This window comes from Pseudonocardia sp. NPDC046786, from assembly GCF_040645415.1.
Lineage (GTDB): Bacteria > Actinomycetota > Actinomycetes > Mycobacteriales > Pseudonocardiaceae > Pseudonocardia > Pseudonocardia kongjuensis.
In genome coordinates, this window is the sequence record NZ_JBEYYF010000008.1 from 71,188 (window position 1) to 87,221 (window position 16,034).

The following is a 16,034-nucleotide window of genomic DNA, read 5'->3' on the forward strand; positions in this document are numbered from 1 at the left end:
GCGATGACCACGGCACTGCCGCCGACCGACACTCCGGTCCACGAGATCGAGCTGTCCATCGGCGGCATGACCTGCGCCTCCTGCGCGAACCGGATCGAGCGCAAGCTCAACAAGCTCGACGGCGTGACCGCCACGGTCAACTACGCCACCGAGAAGGCCAAGGTCACCGCACCGGACGGGATCGCCACCGAGCGGCTCGTCTCGACCGTGCAGGCCGCCGGGTACAGCGCGACCCCGGTCCGCGCGCCGCAGGACGATCCCGACCGCCCCGGCGGTGACGGGGACCCAGGCGACGGTGACGGGGACACGGCGGCGCTGCGCGAGCTGCGGCACCGGCTCGTGGTGTCCGCGCTGCTCTCGCTGCCGGTCGTGGTGCTGGCGATGGCGCCGCCGCTGCAGTTCGTGAACTGGCAGTGGCTGTCGCTGGTGCTGGCCGCGCCGGTGTGGGCGTGGGCAGGGGCGCCGTTCCACCGGGCCGCCTGGACGAACCTGCGGCACGGCGCGGCCACCATGGACACCCTGGTGTCGCTGGGCACGACGGCCGCGATGGCCTGGTCGGTCTACGCGCTGTTCCTCGGCACCGCCGGGATCCCCGGGATGGTGCACCCGTTCGAGCTGTCGATCTCCCCCTCCGACGGCGCCGGGAACATCTACCTGGAGGTCGTCGCCGGGGTCACCACGTTCCTGCTGGCCGGACGCTGGTTCGAGATGCGGTCCAAGCGCCGGGCCGGTGCCGCACTGCGGGCGCTGCTGCATCTCGGCGCGAAGGACGTGCTGGTGCTCCGGGACGGCGCCGAGGTGCAGATCCCGGTCTCCCGGCTCGCCGTCGGCGACCGGTTCGTGGTCAAGCCGGGCGAGAAGATCGCCACCGACGGCCGGGTCGTCGAGGGTCGCTCCGCGGTGGACGCCTCGATGCTCACCGGCGAGTCGGTGCCGGTCGAGGCGACCGTCGGCGACGCCGTGATCGGCGCGACCGTGAACGCGGGCGGCCGGCTCGTCGTCGAGGCCACCCGGGTCGGGTCGGACACCCAGCTCGCGCAGATGGCGCGGCTGGTGGAGGACGCGCAGAACGGCAAGGCTGCGGTGCAGCGGCTGGCCGACCGGATCTCCGGGGTGTTCGTCCCGGTGGTGATCGTGGTCGCCGCGGTCACCCTCGGGTTCTGGCTCGGCGCCGGGGCGGGCACCGCGGCGGCCTTCACCGCCGCCGTCGCCGTCCTGATCATCGCCTGCCCCTGCGCGCTCGGCCTCGCCACGCCGACCGCGCTGCTGGTCGGCACCGGTCGCGGCGCCCAGCTGGGCATCCTGATCAAGGGGCCGGAGGTGCTGGAGTCGACCCGCCGGGTGGACACCGTGGTGCTGGACAAGACCGGCACCGTCACCACCGGCGCGATGTCGCTGGTCGGGGTGCACACCGCCGACGGCGCAGCCGGGGCCGACAGCGCAGCCAGTGCAGCCGATGCCGATGGCACTGCCGGGGCTGCCGGTGCTGCGGAGGCGGCCGATACGACCGCGTTGCGGCTCGCCGGGGCGCTGGAGCGGGCCTCCGAGCACCCGATCGCCGCCGCGATCGTCGCGGCCGCCCGGGACCGCGTCGGCGAGCTGCCCGAGGTCACCGACTTCACCAACCACGAGGGGCTCGGCGTGCAGGGCGTCGTCGATGGGCACGCGGTGCTCGTCGGCAGACCCCGGCTGCTGGAGCAGTGGTCGATGCCGCTGACCGGCGCGCTCGCCGAGGCCGTCGAGACCGAGACCGCGCAGGGCCGGACCGCGGTCGCGGTCGCCTGGGACGGGCAGGCCCGCGCGGTGCTCGTCGTCGCCGACACGATCAAGCCGACCTCCGCCGAGGCGATCGCCGAGTTCCGCAAGCTGGGCCTGGTCCCGGTGCTGCTGACCGGGGACAACCACGCCGTCGCCGCATCCGTCGCGGCCGAGGTGGGGATCGACCCGGAGGTGGTGGTCGCCGACGTCCTGCCCGAGGAGAAGCTGGCCGTCATCGAGCGGCTGCAGGCCGGCGGCAAGGTCGTCGCGATGGTCGGCGACGGCGTCAACGACGCCGCCGCGCTCGCCAGGGCCGACCTGGGCCTGGCCATGGGCACCGGCACCGACGTGGCGATCGAGGCGTCCGACATCACCCTGGTCCGCGGCGACCTGCGGGCCGCCGCGGACGCGGTACGGTTGTCCCGGCGGACCCTGGGCACGATCAAGGGCAACCTGTTCTGGGCGTTCGCCTACAACACCGCCGCGATCCCGCTGGCCGCGATGGGCCTGCTGAACCCCATGATCGCCGGTGCGGCGATGGCGTTCAGCTCGGTCTGCGTGGTCGCGAACAGCCTGCGCCTGCGCCACTTCCGCGCGCACGCGGTCTGAGCGCGCCCCCCGGTCAGGACTCGGCGAGGGCGGCCAGCCGGTCCAGCGAGGCGCTGAGCATGTCCGCCGTGGTGGCCCGGGCCCGGACCAGACGGTTCGAGTCGGTCAGGTCGGTCCAGTCGTAGGTGTGCACGACCCGGGTGCGGCCGTCGTCGAGCGGCTCCAGCTCCCAGCGCCACAGGTGGCCGGGCTGCCGGCGGCCCGGCTCCGAGGGCCGCCAGGCGATCAGCCGGCCCTCGGTGAACTCGACGACGTGGTTCTCCCGGACGCTGCCCTGGGTGAGCAGGGTCGAGAACACCTCCCCCACGCCGCGGACCCGTTGCCCGGGTGCGGCCTCGGCGAGGTTGTCGTTGCCGTCCCACTCCGGCTGGCGGGCCGGGTCGGCGATCAGCTCGAACAGCTGCGCCGCGGGTGCGGCGACGATGCGGTGACTGGTGACGACGGTCGGGGTTGCTTCACTCACCGGGGCAGTCTGCCATCTCCCACGCCCGGCCGAGTACTTTCCCGGCACGACCGGTACACGACTCACACAGATAATGGATATAAGATCCGTACTGCCTGGTAAAACCACCCTTACGCTCGTCGAAATATCTGCGTACCGATCGGTCCAAGACCATTGCGATCAGGGCGGCCCAGGTGTTCTCCTGAGCCGGCAGGCCACCGCGACGGAGCGGTGCCGCCACCGGAGGAGGATCCGATGAGGACGACACGAGGCGCGATCTGCTGGGAGCCCGGAGCCGGCAAGGGCTGGCCCGTGGAGGACGTCGAGCTCGGCGACCCCCGTCCGGACGAGGTCGTGGTGAAGCTGGCCGCCTCCGGGCTGTGCCACTCCGACGACCACATCGACTCCGGTGTCTACGTCGGCCTCGATCCGATGCTCGGCGGCCACGAGGGCGCGGGCGTCGTCGAGGAGGTCGGTTCCGCGGTGACCGGGCTCGCCCCCGGCGACCACGTCGTGCTCGCCTTCATCCCGTCCTGCGGGCGGTGCTTCTCCTGCGTCTCCGGCCGCACGCACCTCTGCGACCTGGGCGCGCACCTGTTCGGCGGGGTCGCGCTGTCCGACCGGACGCACCGGGTCACCGCGCGCGGCCGCGGCATCGGCACGATGTGCCTGCTCGGGACGTTCGCGCCGTACGCCGTGGTGAACGAGGCCAACGTGGTCAAGATCCGCGAGGACGTGCCGCTGGAGAAGGCGGCGCTGGTCGGCTGCGGCGTCACCACCGGCTGGGGCTCAGCGTTCCACACCGCGGGCACCGAGCCGGGCGACACGGTGGTCGTCGTCGGCGCCGGCGGCATCGGGATGAACGCCGTGCAGGGCGCCCGCTACGCCGGGGCCCGCGACATCGTCGCCGTCGACACCGTGGAGTTCAAGCGCGACCGGGCCAAGGTGTTCGGTGCGACGCACACCGCGGCGTCGGTGGCCGAGGCGTTCGAGCTGGTCCGGGATCTGACCCGGGGCACGATGGCGCAGCGGGTCGTGCTCACCACCAGCACCGCAGACGGCGCGCTGATCGAGCCCTGCCTGCAGCTGGCCGGCAAGCGCGGGGTGCTGGTGGTCACCGCGATCGCACCAGGCGACCAGCTGAAGGTGGATCTCGACCTGTTCACCCTCACCTGCTACGAGAAGCAGATCCGGGGCGGGCTGTTCGGGTCGGCGAACCCGCGGATCGACATCCCGCGGCTGCTCGACCTCTACGCCGAGGGCGAGCTGAAGCTCGACGAGCTGGTCACCGCCACCTACACCCTCGACGAGATCAACCAGGGCTACCGGGACATGCTCGACGGCCGCAACGTGCGCGGGCTGATCCGGTACGCGGACCAGTGACCGTCTGGGACGACGTCGAGCGGGGCCTGTCCCGGGACCCGGCGACCGGGCTGAACACCGCCCAGGAGACGTGCGGCCGGTGGACCGGCGCCCCGGGCCGGCTCGCACTCGTCGTCCGGCATCCGGACGGGTCGCGGGAGCGGTGGACACACGCCGAGCTGTACCGCGCCGCCGCCCGCGCGGCCGGGGTGTTCGCCGGGGCCGGGCTGCGTCGCGGGGACCGGGTCGCCGCGCTGCTCGGCCGCCAGGTGGAGAGCTGGATCGTGGCGCTGGCCGCCTGGCGCAGCGGGCTGGTCCTCGTCCCGCTGTTCGGCGGGCTCGGCACCGACGCCCTGGCCTACCGGCTGCGCACCTCCGGCACCCGGTTGCTGGTCGTCGACCACGCTCGGCGGGCGGCCGCGGCGGCGGCACTCGCCGCCGCCGACAGCGACGCCGTCGTCCTCACCGTCGCGGCCCGGGACGGATCGCCGGTCGCACCGGGCGACACCGACTTCCGGTCCGCGCTGGCCGACGCCGACGACGGCCCGGACCGGCACACCTCGGCCGCCGACCTGGCGACCCTGCTGTTCACCAGCGGGACCACCGGCGAGCCGAAGGCGTGCACGATGCCGCACTCGGCGCTGCTGTCGGTGCTGCCGTTCGCCCGGTACTCGCTCGGGGCCGGGCCGGGCAGCACCGTGTTCACCGCCGCCGACCCGGGCTGGGCCTACGGGCTCTACTCGACCGGCGCGGCGCCGATGGCGCTCGGCTCGCCCCGGGTGCTCTACAGCGGCGACTTCGATCCGCAGGCGTGGTGGCGGGTGGTCCGCGAGGAGTCGGTGAACTGCCTGGCCGCCGCGCCCAGCGCGTACCGCAGGCTGCTCGGTCCGCTGCGTGAGCACGGCGCCCCGGCGACGCTGCAGGTGGCCGCGGCGGCGGGTGAGCCGCTGGACGCCGGGACCGCGACCGGATGGCGGAGCGCCGGCGGGCCCGCCGTGCGGGACGGCTACGGGCTGACCGAGGTCGGCATGGTGCTCGCCGACCTCGCGAACGGGACGCCGCCGGAACCCGGCACCCTCGGCGGCCCGGTACCGGGGTTCGACGTGCTGCTGGTCGATCCGGCGGGGGACCCGGTCGAACCCGGCGCGGACGGCCTGATCGCCGTGCGGCGGCCCCGCCACCAGCTCTGCGACGGCTACGAGAACCGGCCGCAGGCGTGGGCCGAGCGCCTGCGCGGCGACCTGTTCGTCACCGGCGACCGGGCCGCGCCGACACCCGGCGGGCGGTGGCGCTTCCTCGGCCGGGACGACGACATGATCGTCGCCTCCGGCTACAACATCGGCCCGGTCGAGGTGGAACGGGTGCTGGCCGATCACCCGGCGGTCCGGGAGGCGGCCGCGGTCGCCGGGACGGGGCCGGGTGGGGCCACCGTCGTCCGCGCCGTCCTGGTCCGCGACGCCGATCACCCGTCCGCCGAGGTGCTGGAGGGCGAGCTGCGCGACGCCGTCCGGCAACGGATCGGGGCGCACGCCCGGCCGCGATCGTTCAGCTACGCCGAGGCGTTGCCGCGCAACGAGGTCGGCAAGCTGCAACGGGCCCGGTTGCGGATGCAGGACGGCAGCCGTGGGTGAGCTGCGCACCACCCTGGTCACCGGGGCGTCCCGCGGGATCGGCGCCGGGATCGCCCGGCTGCTGCTCGACCGCGGCGGCCGGGTCGCCTGCACCTCACGATCCGGGCACAGCGCCGTCAGCGAGCAGGCCGGCGGGCGGACCCTCCCGATCGCGCTGGACCTGGCCGATCCGGCCGGCCCGGAGCACGCCGTCGAACGGGTCCGGGAGCGCTGGGGCCGGCTCGACTCGCTGGTGCTCAACGCCGGCATCTGGCACGGCGGCCGGTTGTCCACGATGGACCCGGACCTGTGGTGGGAGGTCGTGCGGACCAACCTCGGCGGGACCGCGGCGCTGGTCCGCGCCGCGACCGGACTGCTCACCCGGGGGACGGAGCCGAGCATCGTGCTGGTCGGGTCGGTGGTCGGCGAGGTCGGCTTCGCCGGGGACACCGCCTACGCCGCCGGCAAGGCCGCGCTGGTCGGGTTCGCCCGGTCGCTGGCCAAGGAGCTCGCCCCGGACGGGGTGCGGGTCAACGTGCTCGCCCCCGGCTTCGTCGAGACCGACATGACCTCGGCCGTCCCCGACCGGTCGCGGCAGCGGATCGCCTCGGCGACGCTGCTCGGCCGGTTCGGCACCGTCGACGAGATCGCCCGCGCCGCCGTCTTCCTCGCCGACGACGCCACCTTCTGCACCGGCTCGGTGCTCACGGCCGACGGCGGCTGGTCCTTGTGAACCCTTCAGGAGGTATCCCGATCATGGCCACCGGCCTGCCCGACGACGAGTACACCGCGCTGCGCGAGCGGGTGTTCGACACGATCTGGTCCGTGCTCGACCCGCTGGAGCGCGAGATCGAGGACACCGAGCGGATCCCGCTCGACGTCGTCATGCCCGCGCTGCGCTCGTGCGGCGCGCTCGGACTGATCGTCCCCCGCCGCTACGGCGGCTCCGGCCTCTCGATCGCCCAGTACCTGCCGATCCTCGCCGAGTTCGCGAAGATCCAGGGCGGCATCCGGACCCTGGTGCACGTGCACAACTCGTTCGCGCACGCGCTGTCCGAGATCGGCGACGAGCAGCAGCGCGCGGAGATCCTGCCCGGCGCCGCCACCGGTGAATGCTCGCTCGCCTTCGCGCTCACCGAGCCGGGCAACGGCACCGGGATGGACCTGTCCACCACCGCCCGGCGGGACGGCGACGACTACGTGATCGACGGCCGCAAGTGGCTGATCACCAACTCCGACATCGCGTCGCACTTCCTGGTGCTCGCCAGGACCGGGCCCCGGGACGTGTCGGCGATCATCGTCGGCCGGGACACCCCCGGCCTGACCATCGCCGCGCTGCCCGAGACGATGGGCTGCAAGGGCGCCGAGCACGGCGAGCTGACTTTCACCGGCGTCCGGGTCCCGGCCACCGGCCTGGTCGGCACCGAGGGCGACGGGATCGCGCACCTGGAACGCGCGCTGGAGATCAGCCGGGTGTTCATCGCGGCGTCGTCACTGGGGACGGCGACCCGGGCGTTCGAGCTGTCCCGGTCCTACGCGGCGCAGCGGGTCACCTTCGGCAGGCCGATCGCCGAGCGCCAGGCGGTGCAGCGCTACCTCGCCGAGATGGCCGTCGACATCTACGCGCTGCGCGGGATGCTCGCCGACGTCGCCGCCAAGTGGGACCGCGGCCGCCGCATCCCGGCCGAGGCCAGCCTGCTCAAGCAGTTCGGGCTGGAGGCCGTCGGCCGGGTCACCGACCGGGCGCTGCTGGTGCACGGCGGCATCGGCTACACCCGGGCACACCCGATCGAACGCCTCTACCGGGACGCCCGGCTGAACTGGCTGGAGGAGGGCCCGCCCACCGTGCAGTACCTGGTCGCGGCCCGCACGCTGCTCGACGGCTACACCTTCGACGACGCCTTCGATCCGCTGCCGGTGTGAGGCCACCGGCCGGGGCACTAGCCTCGTCGCCGGGCCGGGTACAGCGAGGCAGGGGGCGGGCGATGACGGTGATGTCGTACGACGTCAACCGGCGACGGGTGATCGCGGTCGCGGCGGAACTGTTCGCCCGCAACGGCTACCACGGCACCGGGATCGCCGAGCTCGGCCGCGCGGCCGGGCTCGGCCGGGGCGCGCTCTACCACTACATCGGCAGCAAGGAGGCCGTCCTCTACGCGATCAGCAAGGACCAGGTCGACTCGATGAACGCGGCCGCCGAGGAGGTCCTCGACCGCGGGCTGCCGGCCGACGAGCTGCTCCGCGAGATGGCCCGGGTGCTGGTGCGCAACATCTCCGACCACCGGTCCGAGTGGGCGGTGTTCTTTCGCGAGTACCGGGCGCTGACCGGGGAGCGGCGGGACGCGGTCGTCGCCGCCCGGGAACGCTACGAGGGCTACTGGCGCCAGGCCCTCGACCAGGGCGTGCGCAGCGGGCTCCTGCGGCCGACGCCGCAGCTGCTGGTGAAGGGGCTGCTCGGAATGCTGAACTACACCTACCTGTGGTTCACCCCGGACGGCGACCTGAGCCCGGAGGAGCTGGCCGATCTGTTCCTGGACGCGCTGATCGACGGCATCCGCCGCTGAGCCGTGCGCGCCCGGCCCGGGTGGCACGGTCCCGGGCCGGGCGCGCAGAGCGTCAGGCGGCGCGCGTCGAGATCGCTGTAGAGCTCGTCCAGCTCGGTGTCGGCCGATGCGGTCATCGCAGTCCCTCCAGCTCCAGCTCGGCGGGCGAGGTCCCGATGCCGAAGCGCTGCACACTCTCCAGCAGCGAGACTCGGCGGATGTAGGCGCGGGCGCGCTCCGGGTCGGCGGCGATGGCCCGCATGTCGTGCTGGTGGCGCACCGGACCGACTCGTCGCGCTCGCGCAGCCGGTCGGTGTTGCGCTGGGTGTCGGCCTGCACGTACTCGACGGCGACGGTGCACCGGATCCGGTCGTAGGTGTCCAGTTCGGACTCCGGATCGGCGCCCTCGCACAGGATCCGGGTGATCCGGCGGGTGGCCTCGATCGCGTCGTGGTGGTCGGCGACCAGGGCCTGGTCGTCGACGTGCTCACCGGTGCGCTGCGCGGAAGCGCGCTGGTCGGCGACGCCACGACCGCGGGCGGCATCCTGCAGCAGCGCGCCCACCAGGCGGGCGGCGACGACTACTTCGTGTCGACGTCCGGCTCGCTCGACTGGGGCATGGGCTCCGCACTCGGCATCGCGATGGGGATGCCCGGCCGCCGGGCCGCCGCCGTCCTCGGCGACGGCGTGTTCCAGTTCGGGCTGCCCGCGCTGTGGTCGGCCGCCCGCAGCGGCCTGCCGGTCACCTACGTCGTGCTCGACAACGGCGGTTACGCGGCCGGCGGCTCCGCGCTGCAACGCTTCGGCGGGACGCGCTCGCCGCCGGGATCTGTCCCGGCGTCGTCCGCGGCCAGCGCCGCGCGCCGCCTGCGGCTGCGGGCCGGGCCGCCCGCGTCCGGCCCGCGCTCGACCGACAGCAGCCGCATCGCGACCGCCCAGCCGTCGTCCACGTCGCCGATCCGGTCGGCGACCGGCACCCGGACGCCGGTCAGGAACACCTCGGCGAAGCCGGCCCGTCCGTGCACCTGGCGGATCGGGCGCACGTCGACCCCGGGTGCGGCGAGGTCGATCGCGAGGCAGCTGAGCCCGCGGTGCCGCCCGCCGGACGGACCGGTGCCGACCAGCGCGAACATCCGGTCGGTGTGCCGGCCGTAGGTGGTCCAGGTCTTCTGCCCGTCGACGACGCAATCGTCGCCGCGGCGGACCGCCCGGGTGCCGACGGCGGCCAGATCGCTGCCCGCGCCGGGCTCGGAGAAGCCCTGGCACCAGACCTCGTCGGCGCGCGGCATCGGCGGCAGCCAGCGCGCCCGCTGCGCCGGGTCGGCGGCGTCCATCAGCCCGGCCCGAGGAAGCGCAGCGCGGGACGGGTGATCCGGACCGGGCCACCGGCCCGCTCGTAGGCCTCGGCGAAGATCGCCTCGTGCAGCACGTCGCCGCCGTACTCGCGCGGCCAGGACAGACCGGTCCAGCCGGCCTCGAACAGGGTGCGTTCCCACTCCCGGTGCGCCGCGAAGCCCGTGCTCGTCGACGGGGCGACGGCCCGCTTCGTCGACGCGGCGGAGAGCGGGCGGCCGCAGCGGGTCGCCGGGCGGGTCGGGCTGGAGCTACCGGTGCACCGCACCTCGGCCGGGTGGCGGTGATCGCCGCGATGGACGACGCGCAGCGCGCGGAACGGATCGCCGGCCGGGACGGGCCGGAGAGATCGGTGGCCGGCGCGCGCGAGCGCGGCTACGCCGTGGTGCACAACGAGAGCGACATCGAGATCGCCGCCGTCGGCGTCGCGGTCCCCGGGGCGCTCGCCGGGCTGGCCGTCGCCGCACCGGCCGGCCGGGCGACCGCGGAGGCGGTGGCCCGCTGGGCCGCCGCCGCGAATGCGGCCGCCCGCCGGATCGCGCTCGGCTGAGCGCGACCCGGCGGGCGGCGAGTGACGGTCGGGTATCAGGAGGTGGTGGTCCCGGCGGACTCTCCGGCGGCACCGTTACGGCTGCGCAGCGCGATCGGGACCCCGGCCAGGTCCTCGTCGTTGCAGAGCAGTTTGACCTCGTAGTAGATGCCGTCCGGACTGTCGTCGTAGTCGAGGTGGACGCCGATCACGTCGACCGGCTCCCCCAACCACTCCTGGACCTCCCGCAGCCAGAGCGCGGAACGCTCCAGTGCCGTGGGCAGGTCGTCGTCCCGGAATCCCACCGGGCGGAACGGTACGTCCTGGATCTCGTCGTGGCCGTGTGGCGGGCGGGGCAGGGCCCGGGCCAGTCCGGCGTCGTCGAGGTCCAGTGCGACAGACTTCTCGCTCACCCCACCAGCATGGCGCCGCGGCGGAGACGCTGGCAAGCCGGGGGGTTCATCCCACCGTGGCCGGGCCGCGCCGGTCACTCCGCGGGCGCCTCGTAGTGGAGCTCGAACCGCTCGCCGATCATCGTGATCAGGTTGACCTCGACGACCCGGGTCGCGGTGTGCGCCCGCCGGACGAGCCGCAGCAGCGGCGTCCCGGGCGTCGTCCGCAGCGCCGCGGCCTCGCCCGCGGTCGCCCGGCCGACCCGCACCGTCTCCTCGTAGTGGGTCGGGACGTGCCCGGCCTCCTCGAGCCGGGCGTAGATCCCGCCGGGGCCGGAGTCCGGCTCGGCCATCGCGCCGGTCGCGATCTCCGCCGGGAGGTAGCTGGTGGCGAGCTGCACCGGCTCGTCGTCGGCGTACATCATCCGGTCCCGGACGAGCACCTCGCCGCCCTCGCCGATCCCGAGGTACCCGGCGACCGTCGCGTCGGCCCGCTCGGTGCGCACCTCGACGTCGGAGCGCGCGGTCCAGCCACCGCTGTGCGCATCGGTCGCGAACGTTCCGCGCCCGGCGACGCGTCCGGCGCGGGAGAGCCGCAACCGGCCGGCCCGCAGCAGCCGCTGCGGGCCGCGGACGTACGAGCCGGCGCCCGCCCGGCTGGTGATCAGCCCTTCGTGCCGCAGCTGGGTCATCGCGTGCGTCACCGTCAGCTCGGCGACGCCGTAGCGCTCGGCGAGCGCGGCGCGGCTGGGCAGCCGGGAGCCGGGCGGCAGCTCCCCCGCCTCGATCGCAGCGCGCAGATCCGCCGCGATCTCGTGCGTCGGCCGCCGTCGTACAGCCATGTCGCGCACCGTACCTGCCCATCCGGGTGCCGGTCCGGTGGCCGCACCGGCGCCGGTGGCTGGACATCGGCAGCGAAGGACGGGACCATACAATCTGTTTAAACAGATTGGGGCCGCTGTGGGTGTGGAGGTCCGACCGGCCGCGACCGGAGCGGGGCGCGCGGTTCTCGATCCGGATCACCGCCCTGGACGACGGTCTCGACCACCGGGTGGACGCCGACACCTACGTCGCGGACCTCGCCGGGGCATCGGGCCGGTTCCGCGTCCGCTGCGGCAAGCGGATCATCCCGGTCGCGCTGTGCACACCGCCGGGGCCGGTCTGCGCCGCCTGTGTCTCAGGCTCGGGCACGGGCTCAGCCACGGGCGCGGCCTCAGGCACGGGCACGGGCACGGGCTCGGGCACGGGCTCGGGCACGGGCTCGACGGAGGCCGATCCGGCGTGACCGGTGTCCGTCCCGGTTGACCGGCCGCACGGTCGGCGGCGGCGCGCCCGGAGCACGCCATCGCACCCCTTGGATCGGACCTCGCACCCCCAGCGCGACCTCGCACCCCTTGGAGCGGGTGCGACGAGCCGCCAGGGGTGCGATGCCGCGCTGACGGTGCGACAACCCGCCGCGGCGCGACGCCGAACGGGACTGCGAAGCCTGCGCTGAAAGTGCGACGCCCGCGCCTGCGACGCAACGACGCACCCCACCGGAGTGGTTGCCGCACCCCCAGCGCGACCCCGCACCGACTGGAGCAGGTGCGACGCCGTGCTGGGGGTGCGAGGTCCCGATCCAAGGGGTGCGAGGCCCTGGGGCGGGCACGGCGACCGGCGCTGCGGACGCCCCGCGCCCCAGCGGCCCCGTGCCCCCGTGCCCCCGTGCCCCCGCGGACGTTCAGCCGCGGGCCGCGGCCAGGTCCAGCGCGATGTCGACGATCATGTCCTCCTGCCCGCCGACCAGCCCGCGGCGGCCGACCTCGACGAGGATCTCCCGGGTGTCCAGGCCGTGCACCCGGGCGGCGCGCTCGGCGTGCCGCAGGAAGCTGGAGTAGACCCCGGCGAAGCCCAGCGTGAGGGTCTCCCGGTCGACCCGGACGGGCCGGTCCTGCAGCGGCCGGACGAGATCGTCGGCGGCGTCCTGCAGCGCGAACAGGTCGCAGCCGTGCTTCCAGCCGTAGATGTCGGCGACCGCGACGAACGCCTCGATCGGGGTGTTGCCCGCCCCGGCACCGTGCCCGGCCAGCGAGGCGTCGACCCGGGTCACGCCCTCCTCGACCGCGACCACCGAGTTCGCGACCGACAGCGACAGGTTCTCGTGCGCGTGCACGCCGATCTGGGTGCCGGGATCGAGCACGTCGCGGTAGGCGCGCATCCGGTCCCGGACGCCGGCCGGGGTGAGCCGCCCGCCGGAGTCGGTCACGTAGACGCAGTGCGCCCCGGCGCCCTCCATGATCTTGGCCTGCGTCGCCAGGTCCTCGGCGGGCGCCATGTGCGACATCATCAGGAAGCCGGACACGTCCATGCCCAGCTCGCGGGCGCGGCCGATGTGCTGCACCGCGATGTCGGCCTCGGTGGCGTGGGTGGCCACCCGCACCGACCGGACCCCCAGGTCGTAGGCCTTCTGCAGGTCCTCCAGGGTGCCGATGCCGGGCAGCAGCAGCGTGGTGAGCACCGCGTTCTCGACGACCTCGGCGGCGGCCGCGATCCACTCCCGGTCGGTGTTGCTGCCCGGGCCGTAGGTGAGGCTGGCACCGGCCAGGCCGTCGCCGTGCGAGACCTCGATCGCGTCGACCCCGGCGGCGTCCAGCGCGGCGGCGATCCGGCGCAGGTCGGCCGGATCGAGCCGGTGCCGGATGGCGTGCATGCCGTCCCGCAGCGTGACGTCCTGGACGTAGAGGTCGGTCATGCCAGTGCCTCCGTGGGCCGGGCCGCGCCGGAGCGGGCGGCGACGAGCTGCTCGGCGGTGCGCAGCGCGGCCGAGGTCATGATGTCCAGGTTCCCGGCGTAGGCGGGCAGGTAGTGCGCGGCGCCCTCGACCTCGAGGAACACCGAGACCCGCAGCGCGGGACGCGGGCTGCCGGGGGCGAGCAGGGTGCCGAGCGGCTCGTCGTCGGCGACCGGCTCGATCTGCACCTCCTGCTTGAGCCGGTAGCCGGGCACGTACCGGGCGACCTCGGCGACCATCGCGGCCACGCTGTCCCGGATCGCCGCCGGATCGGCGTCGTCGACCAGGCAGAGCACGGTGTCGCGCATGATCATCGGCGGCTCGGCGGGGTTCAGCACGATGATCGCCTTGCCGCGCTCCGCCCCGCCGACCCGCTCGATGGCCGCCGACGTCGTCTCGGTGAACTCGTCGATGTTGGCGCGGGTGCCGGGGCCCGCCGACTTCGACGCGATGGAGGCGACGATCTCGGCGTAGCGGACCGGGGTGACCCGGCCGACGGCGGCGACCATCGGGATGGTGGCCTGGCCGCCGCAGGTGACCATGTTGACGTTGCGGGCGTCGGCGTGCTCGGCCAGGTTCACCGGCGGCACCACGAACGGCCCGATCGCGGCCGGGGTCAGGTCCACCAGGATCTTGTCGTGCGGTTCCAGCGCGCGGGCGTTCGCGATGTGCGAGCCGGCCGACGTCGCGTCGAACACGACGTCGATGTCGTCGAACACCGACATCTCCAGCAGCCCGTCGACGCCCTCGGCGGTGGTGGCGAAGCCGAGCCGCCGGGACCGGGCGAGGCCGTCGGAGTCCGGGTCGATGCCGACCATCGCGGCCATCTCCAGGGTCTCCGAGAGCCGGACGATCTTCATCATCAGGTCGGAGCCGATGTTGCCGGACCCGACGATCGCCACCTTCGCGCGGCCGGTCACGAGGCACCTCCGGCGAAGCTCGCCCGGACCTCGCCGAGGCCGGACAGGGTGGCGGTGAAGGAACTGCCGGGCGCGACCGGCGTCATCGGGCCGAGCGCGCCGGAGAGCACGACCTCGCCGGCGCGCAGCGGGGAACCGTACTCGCGCGACACCCGGGCCAGCCAGACCAGCGCGGCGACCGGGTCGCCCAGGCAGGCGGCGCCGGTGCCGGAGCTCAGCATCTCGCCGTCGGTGCCGGTCAGCGTCATCCGGACCTCGCGCAGGTCGCGGTCGCCGAGCTCGTGCCGGTCGTCGCCGAGCACGTAGAGGCCGCTGGAGGCGTTGTCGGCGACCGTGTCGACGATCGTGATGTCCCAGCCGGCGACCCGGCTGTCGACGATCTCCAGGGCGGGCACCACCTGGGCGACGGCGGCCCGGGCGGTGGCGGTGTCGATGTCGTCGTGGTCGAGGTCGGCGCCCAGCACGAACGCGATCTCGGCCTCGATCCGCGGCTGCAGCAGCCGGCCGATGTCGATCGGGACGTCCTGCGTGCAGGCCATATCGGCGTAGAGCACGCCGAAGTCCGGCTGGTCCACCCCGAGCTGGGCCTGCACGGCGGGCGAGGTGAGGCCGATCTTGCGGCCGGCGACGGTGCGGCCGGCCTCCAGGTGGGCGGCGGTGAGCACGGACTGCACGGCGTAGCCGGTGGCGACGGTGGTGTCGGGCAGCAGGGCGCGGACCGGGTCGCACGGCGTGCCGCTGCGGGCCGCGTCGAGCAGCCGGTCCGCCGCCGTCCGCACCGCGTCGGTGGGTGTCGAGGTGGTCATGGCTCGACGGTGCCGTACGCGGTGCGCAAGGATGGCACCGTGCGTTCCACTGTGCGAAACGCAGCCGGGGCGGACCGGCCGTCGATGCTCGGCCGCGCGATGCGGCTGCTCGCCGGGTTCCGGACCGGGGAGCCCGAGGTGTCGCTGGCCGAGCTGGCCCGGCGCAGCGGCGTGGCGAAGCCGACGGCGCACCGGCTGCTCGGCGAGCTGGAGACCTGGTCGATGGTCGAGCGCACGCCGGGCGGCTACCGGCTGGGGCTGCGGGCGTTCGAGCTGGGCCAGGTGGTGCCCCGCCAGCGCGACCTGCAGGAGTCGGCGATGCCGATCCTGACCGACCTGCACGAGGCCACCCGGGAGACCGTCCACCTGGCCGTGCCGGACGGCGCGGACGTGATCTACCTGCAGAAACTGTCGGTCGCCGGCGGGCCGCGGCTGCCGTCGCGGCTCGGCGGGCGGATGCCGGCGCACTGCACCGGCGTCGGGAAGGTGCTGCTGGCGTTCGGCCCGCCGCAGCTGCTCGACGCCGCCCTGGAGCGCGGCCTGGTGCGCTGCACCCCGCGCTCGGTCACCGCCCCCGGCCTGCTGGCCGAGCGGCTCGCCGAGATCCGGGCGCGCGGGCACGCCGAGGAGTACGAGGAGTCGGCACCCGGCGTCGCCTGCGTCGCGGCGCCGGTGCTCGGACCGGACGGGATCGCGGTCGCCGCGCTCTCGATCACCGGCTGGTCGACCCGGTTCGCGCCGGCCCGGGTCGTCCCGGCCGTCCGCACCGCGGCGCTCGGCCTGTCCCGGGTGCTCGGCTGGGGCGGCGCCCCCCGGGACGCGGTCAGATGATCGCCACCGGACCGAGCATCGACCCGGTCACCCCCTCGATCTTGATCGGCAGCGCGACGAACAGGGACTCGTAAGCCCGGTCCCGGATCCCGGCAGCGGCCGGGATCCC

At 74.5% G+C, this 16,034-nt stretch carries 17 protein-coding genes and 1 pseudogene; 9 read left to right on the forward strand and 9 right to left on the reverse strand.

What is annotated here, in order from left to right; all coding sequences use genetic code 11:
* The first annotated feature begins 3 nt into the window (after positions 1-3).
* Positions 4-2,367 (forward strand): heavy metal translocating P-type ATPase, encoded by a 2,364-nt coding sequence (locus ABZ881_RS12320; protein ID WP_358484077.1) that lies wholly within the window; start codon positions 4-6, stop codon positions 2,365-2,367.
* 13 nt (positions 2,368-2,380) lie between these two features.
* On the opposite strand, the gene ABZ881_RS12325 is transcribed toward ABZ881_RS12320, so the two are convergent.
* On the reverse strand, positions 2,381-2,830 hold the full coding sequence (locus ABZ881_RS12325) for an SRPBCC family protein (RefSeq protein ID WP_358484078.1): 450 nt from the start codon (positions 2,828-2,830) through the stop codon (positions 2,381-2,383).
* A gap of 234 nt (positions 2,831-3,064) precedes the next feature.
* Between ABZ881_RS12325 and ABZ881_RS12330 the strand changes: the two genes are divergently transcribed.
* The 5 genes from ABZ881_RS12330 (at position 3,065) to ABZ881_RS12350 (ending at position 8,345) form a co-directional block, all read left to right on the forward strand.
* On the forward strand, positions 3,065-4,192 hold the full coding sequence (locus ABZ881_RS12330) for an NDMA-dependent alcohol dehydrogenase (protein ID WP_358484080.1): 1,128 nt from the start codon (positions 3,065-3,067) through the stop codon (positions 4,190-4,192).
* Entirely contained in the window at positions 4,189-5,802 is a 1,614-nt protein-coding gene (locus ABZ881_RS12335; protein WP_358484082.1) for an AMP-binding protein, read from the forward strand. Before ABZ881_RS12330 ends, ABZ881_RS12335 begins: the two co-directional genes overlap by 4 nt.
* On the forward strand, positions 5,795-6,514 hold the full coding sequence (locus tag ABZ881_RS12340; protein WP_358484083.1) for an SDR family oxidoreductase: 720 nt from the start codon (positions 5,795-5,797) through the stop codon (positions 6,512-6,514). Before ABZ881_RS12335 ends, ABZ881_RS12340 begins: the two co-directional genes overlap by 8 nt.
* Before the next feature lie 23 nt (positions 6,515-6,537).
* Positions 6,538-7,704 (forward strand): acyl-CoA dehydrogenase family protein, encoded by a 1,167-nt coding sequence (locus ABZ881_RS12345; RefSeq protein ID WP_358484086.1) that lies wholly within the window; start codon positions 6,538-6,540, stop codon positions 7,702-7,704.
* A 62-nt stretch (positions 7,705-7,766) separates the two neighbouring features.
* Positions 7,767-8,345 carry a TetR/AcrR family transcriptional regulator gene (locus tag ABZ881_RS12350; protein ID WP_358484087.1) on the forward strand — a complete coding sequence of 193 codons (579 nt, stop codon included), beginning with the start codon at positions 7,767-7,769 and terminating at the stop codon, positions 8,343-8,345.
* A gap of 112 nt (positions 8,346-8,457) precedes the next feature.
* On the opposite strand, the gene ABZ881_RS12355 is transcribed toward ABZ881_RS12350, so the two are convergent.
* Positions 8,458-8,604: a hypothetical protein gene (locus ABZ881_RS12355; protein WP_358484088.1), complete on the reverse strand. Its 147-nt coding sequence runs from the start codon at positions 8,602-8,604 to the stop codon at positions 8,458-8,460.
* Positions 8,605-8,942: 338 nt separating this feature from the next.
* Here ABZ881_RS12355 and ABZ881_RS12360 point away from each other — a divergent pair.
* A pseudogene (locus ABZ881_RS12360) lies at positions 8,943-9,083 on the forward strand (thiamine pyrophosphate-dependent enzyme); the annotation flags it as partial.
* An 11-nt stretch (positions 9,084-9,094) separates the two neighbouring features.
* Here the strand turns inward: ABZ881_RS12360 and ABZ881_RS12365 are convergent.
* Positions 9,095-9,658 (reverse strand): acyl-CoA dehydrogenase family protein, encoded by a 564-nt coding sequence (locus ABZ881_RS12365; RefSeq protein WP_358484090.1) that lies wholly within the window; start codon positions 9,656-9,658, stop codon positions 9,095-9,097.
* Positions 9,658-9,945 (reverse strand): acyl-CoA dehydrogenase family protein, encoded by a 288-nt coding sequence (locus tag ABZ881_RS12370; RefSeq protein WP_358484092.1) that lies wholly within the window; start codon positions 9,943-9,945, stop codon positions 9,658-9,660. Before ABZ881_RS12370 ends, ABZ881_RS12365 begins: the two co-directional genes overlap by 1 nt.
* Before the next feature lie 9 nt (positions 9,946-9,954).
* On the opposite strand from ABZ881_RS12370, the gene ABZ881_RS12375 reads away from it, so the two are divergent.
* Positions 9,955-10,227 (forward strand): hypothetical protein, encoded by a 273-nt coding sequence (locus ABZ881_RS12375; RefSeq protein WP_358484094.1) that lies wholly within the window; start codon positions 9,955-9,957, stop codon positions 10,225-10,227.
* Between the two features lie 35 nt (positions 10,228-10,262).
* Here the strand turns inward: ABZ881_RS12375 and ABZ881_RS12380 are convergent, their stop codons facing one another.
* The 5 genes from ABZ881_RS12380 to ABZ881_RS12400 all read right to left on the reverse strand — a co-directional run bounded on the left by ABZ881_RS12380 (position 10,263) and on the right by ABZ881_RS12400 (position 15,094).
* The gene (locus tag ABZ881_RS12380) at positions 10,263-10,619 is read right to left on the reverse strand and encodes a hypothetical protein (protein WP_358484096.1); all 357 of its coding nucleotides are present in this window, start codon (positions 10,617-10,619) and stop codon (positions 10,263-10,265) included.
* Between the two features lie 74 nt (positions 10,620-10,693).
* Positions 10,694-11,440, reverse strand: a complete 747-nt coding sequence (locus tag ABZ881_RS12385) for a GntR family transcriptional regulator (protein WP_358484099.1) — start codon at positions 11,438-11,440, stop codon at positions 10,694-10,696.
* Positions 11,441-12,318: 878 nt separating this feature from the next.
* Entirely contained in the window at positions 12,319-13,329 is a 1,011-nt protein-coding gene (dmpG, locus tag ABZ881_RS12390; RefSeq protein WP_358484101.1) for a 4-hydroxy-2-oxovalerate aldolase, read from the reverse strand.
* Positions 13,326-14,288 carry an acetaldehyde dehydrogenase (acetylating) gene (locus tag ABZ881_RS12395; RefSeq protein WP_358484102.1) on the reverse strand — a complete coding sequence of 321 codons (963 nt, stop codon included), beginning with the start codon at positions 14,286-14,288 and terminating at the stop codon, positions 13,326-13,328. The genes dmpG and ABZ881_RS12395 overlap by 4 nt, the downstream gene beginning before the upstream one ends.
* Entirely contained in the window at positions 14,285-15,094 is an 810-nt protein-coding gene (locus tag ABZ881_RS12400; protein ID WP_358484104.1) for a fumarylacetoacetate hydrolase family protein, read from the reverse strand. Before ABZ881_RS12400 ends, ABZ881_RS12395 begins: the two co-directional genes overlap by 4 nt.
* Positions 15,095-15,133: 39 nt before the next feature.
* Between ABZ881_RS12400 and ABZ881_RS12405 the strand changes: the two genes are divergently transcribed.
* Positions 15,134-15,925 (forward strand): IclR family transcriptional regulator, encoded by a 792-nt coding sequence (locus tag ABZ881_RS12405; RefSeq protein ID WP_358484106.1) that lies wholly within the window; start codon positions 15,134-15,136, stop codon positions 15,923-15,925.
* The last annotated feature ends 109 nt before the right edge of the window (positions 15,926-16,034 follow it).

Excerpts from the sequence above, each read along its gene's own strand:
- ABZ881_RS12320 (WP_358484077.1), top strand. The coding sequence starts at position 4 with ATGACCACGGCACTGCCGCCGACCGACACTCCGGTCCACGAGATCGAG.
- ABZ881_RS12330 (WP_358484080.1), top strand. The coding sequence starts at position 3,065 with ATGAGGACGACACGAGGCGCGATCTGCTGGGAGCCCGGAGCCGGCAAG.
- ABZ881_RS12345 (WP_358484086.1), top strand. The coding sequence starts at position 6,538 with ATGGCCACCGGCCTGCCCGACGACGAGTACACCGCGCTGCGCGAGCGG.
- ABZ881_RS12350 (WP_358484087.1), top strand. The coding sequence starts at position 7,767 with ATGACGGTGATGTCGTACGACGTCAACCGGCGACGGGTGATCGCGGTC.
- ABZ881_RS12365 (WP_358484090.1), bottom strand. The coding sequence starts at position 9,658 with ATGGACGCCGCCGACCCGGCGCAGCGGGCGCGCTGGCTGCCGCCGATG.
- ABZ881_RS12385 (WP_358484099.1), bottom strand. The coding sequence starts at position 11,440 with ATGGCTGTACGACGGCGGCCGACGCACGAGATCGCGGCGGATCTGCGC.
- dmpG (WP_358484101.1), bottom strand. The coding sequence starts at position 13,329 with ATGACCGACCTCTACGTCCAGGACGTCACGCTGCGGGACGGCATGCAC.
- ABZ881_RS12400 (WP_358484104.1), bottom strand. The coding sequence starts at position 15,094 with ATGACCACCTCGACACCCACCGACGCGGTGCGGACGGCGGCGGACCGG.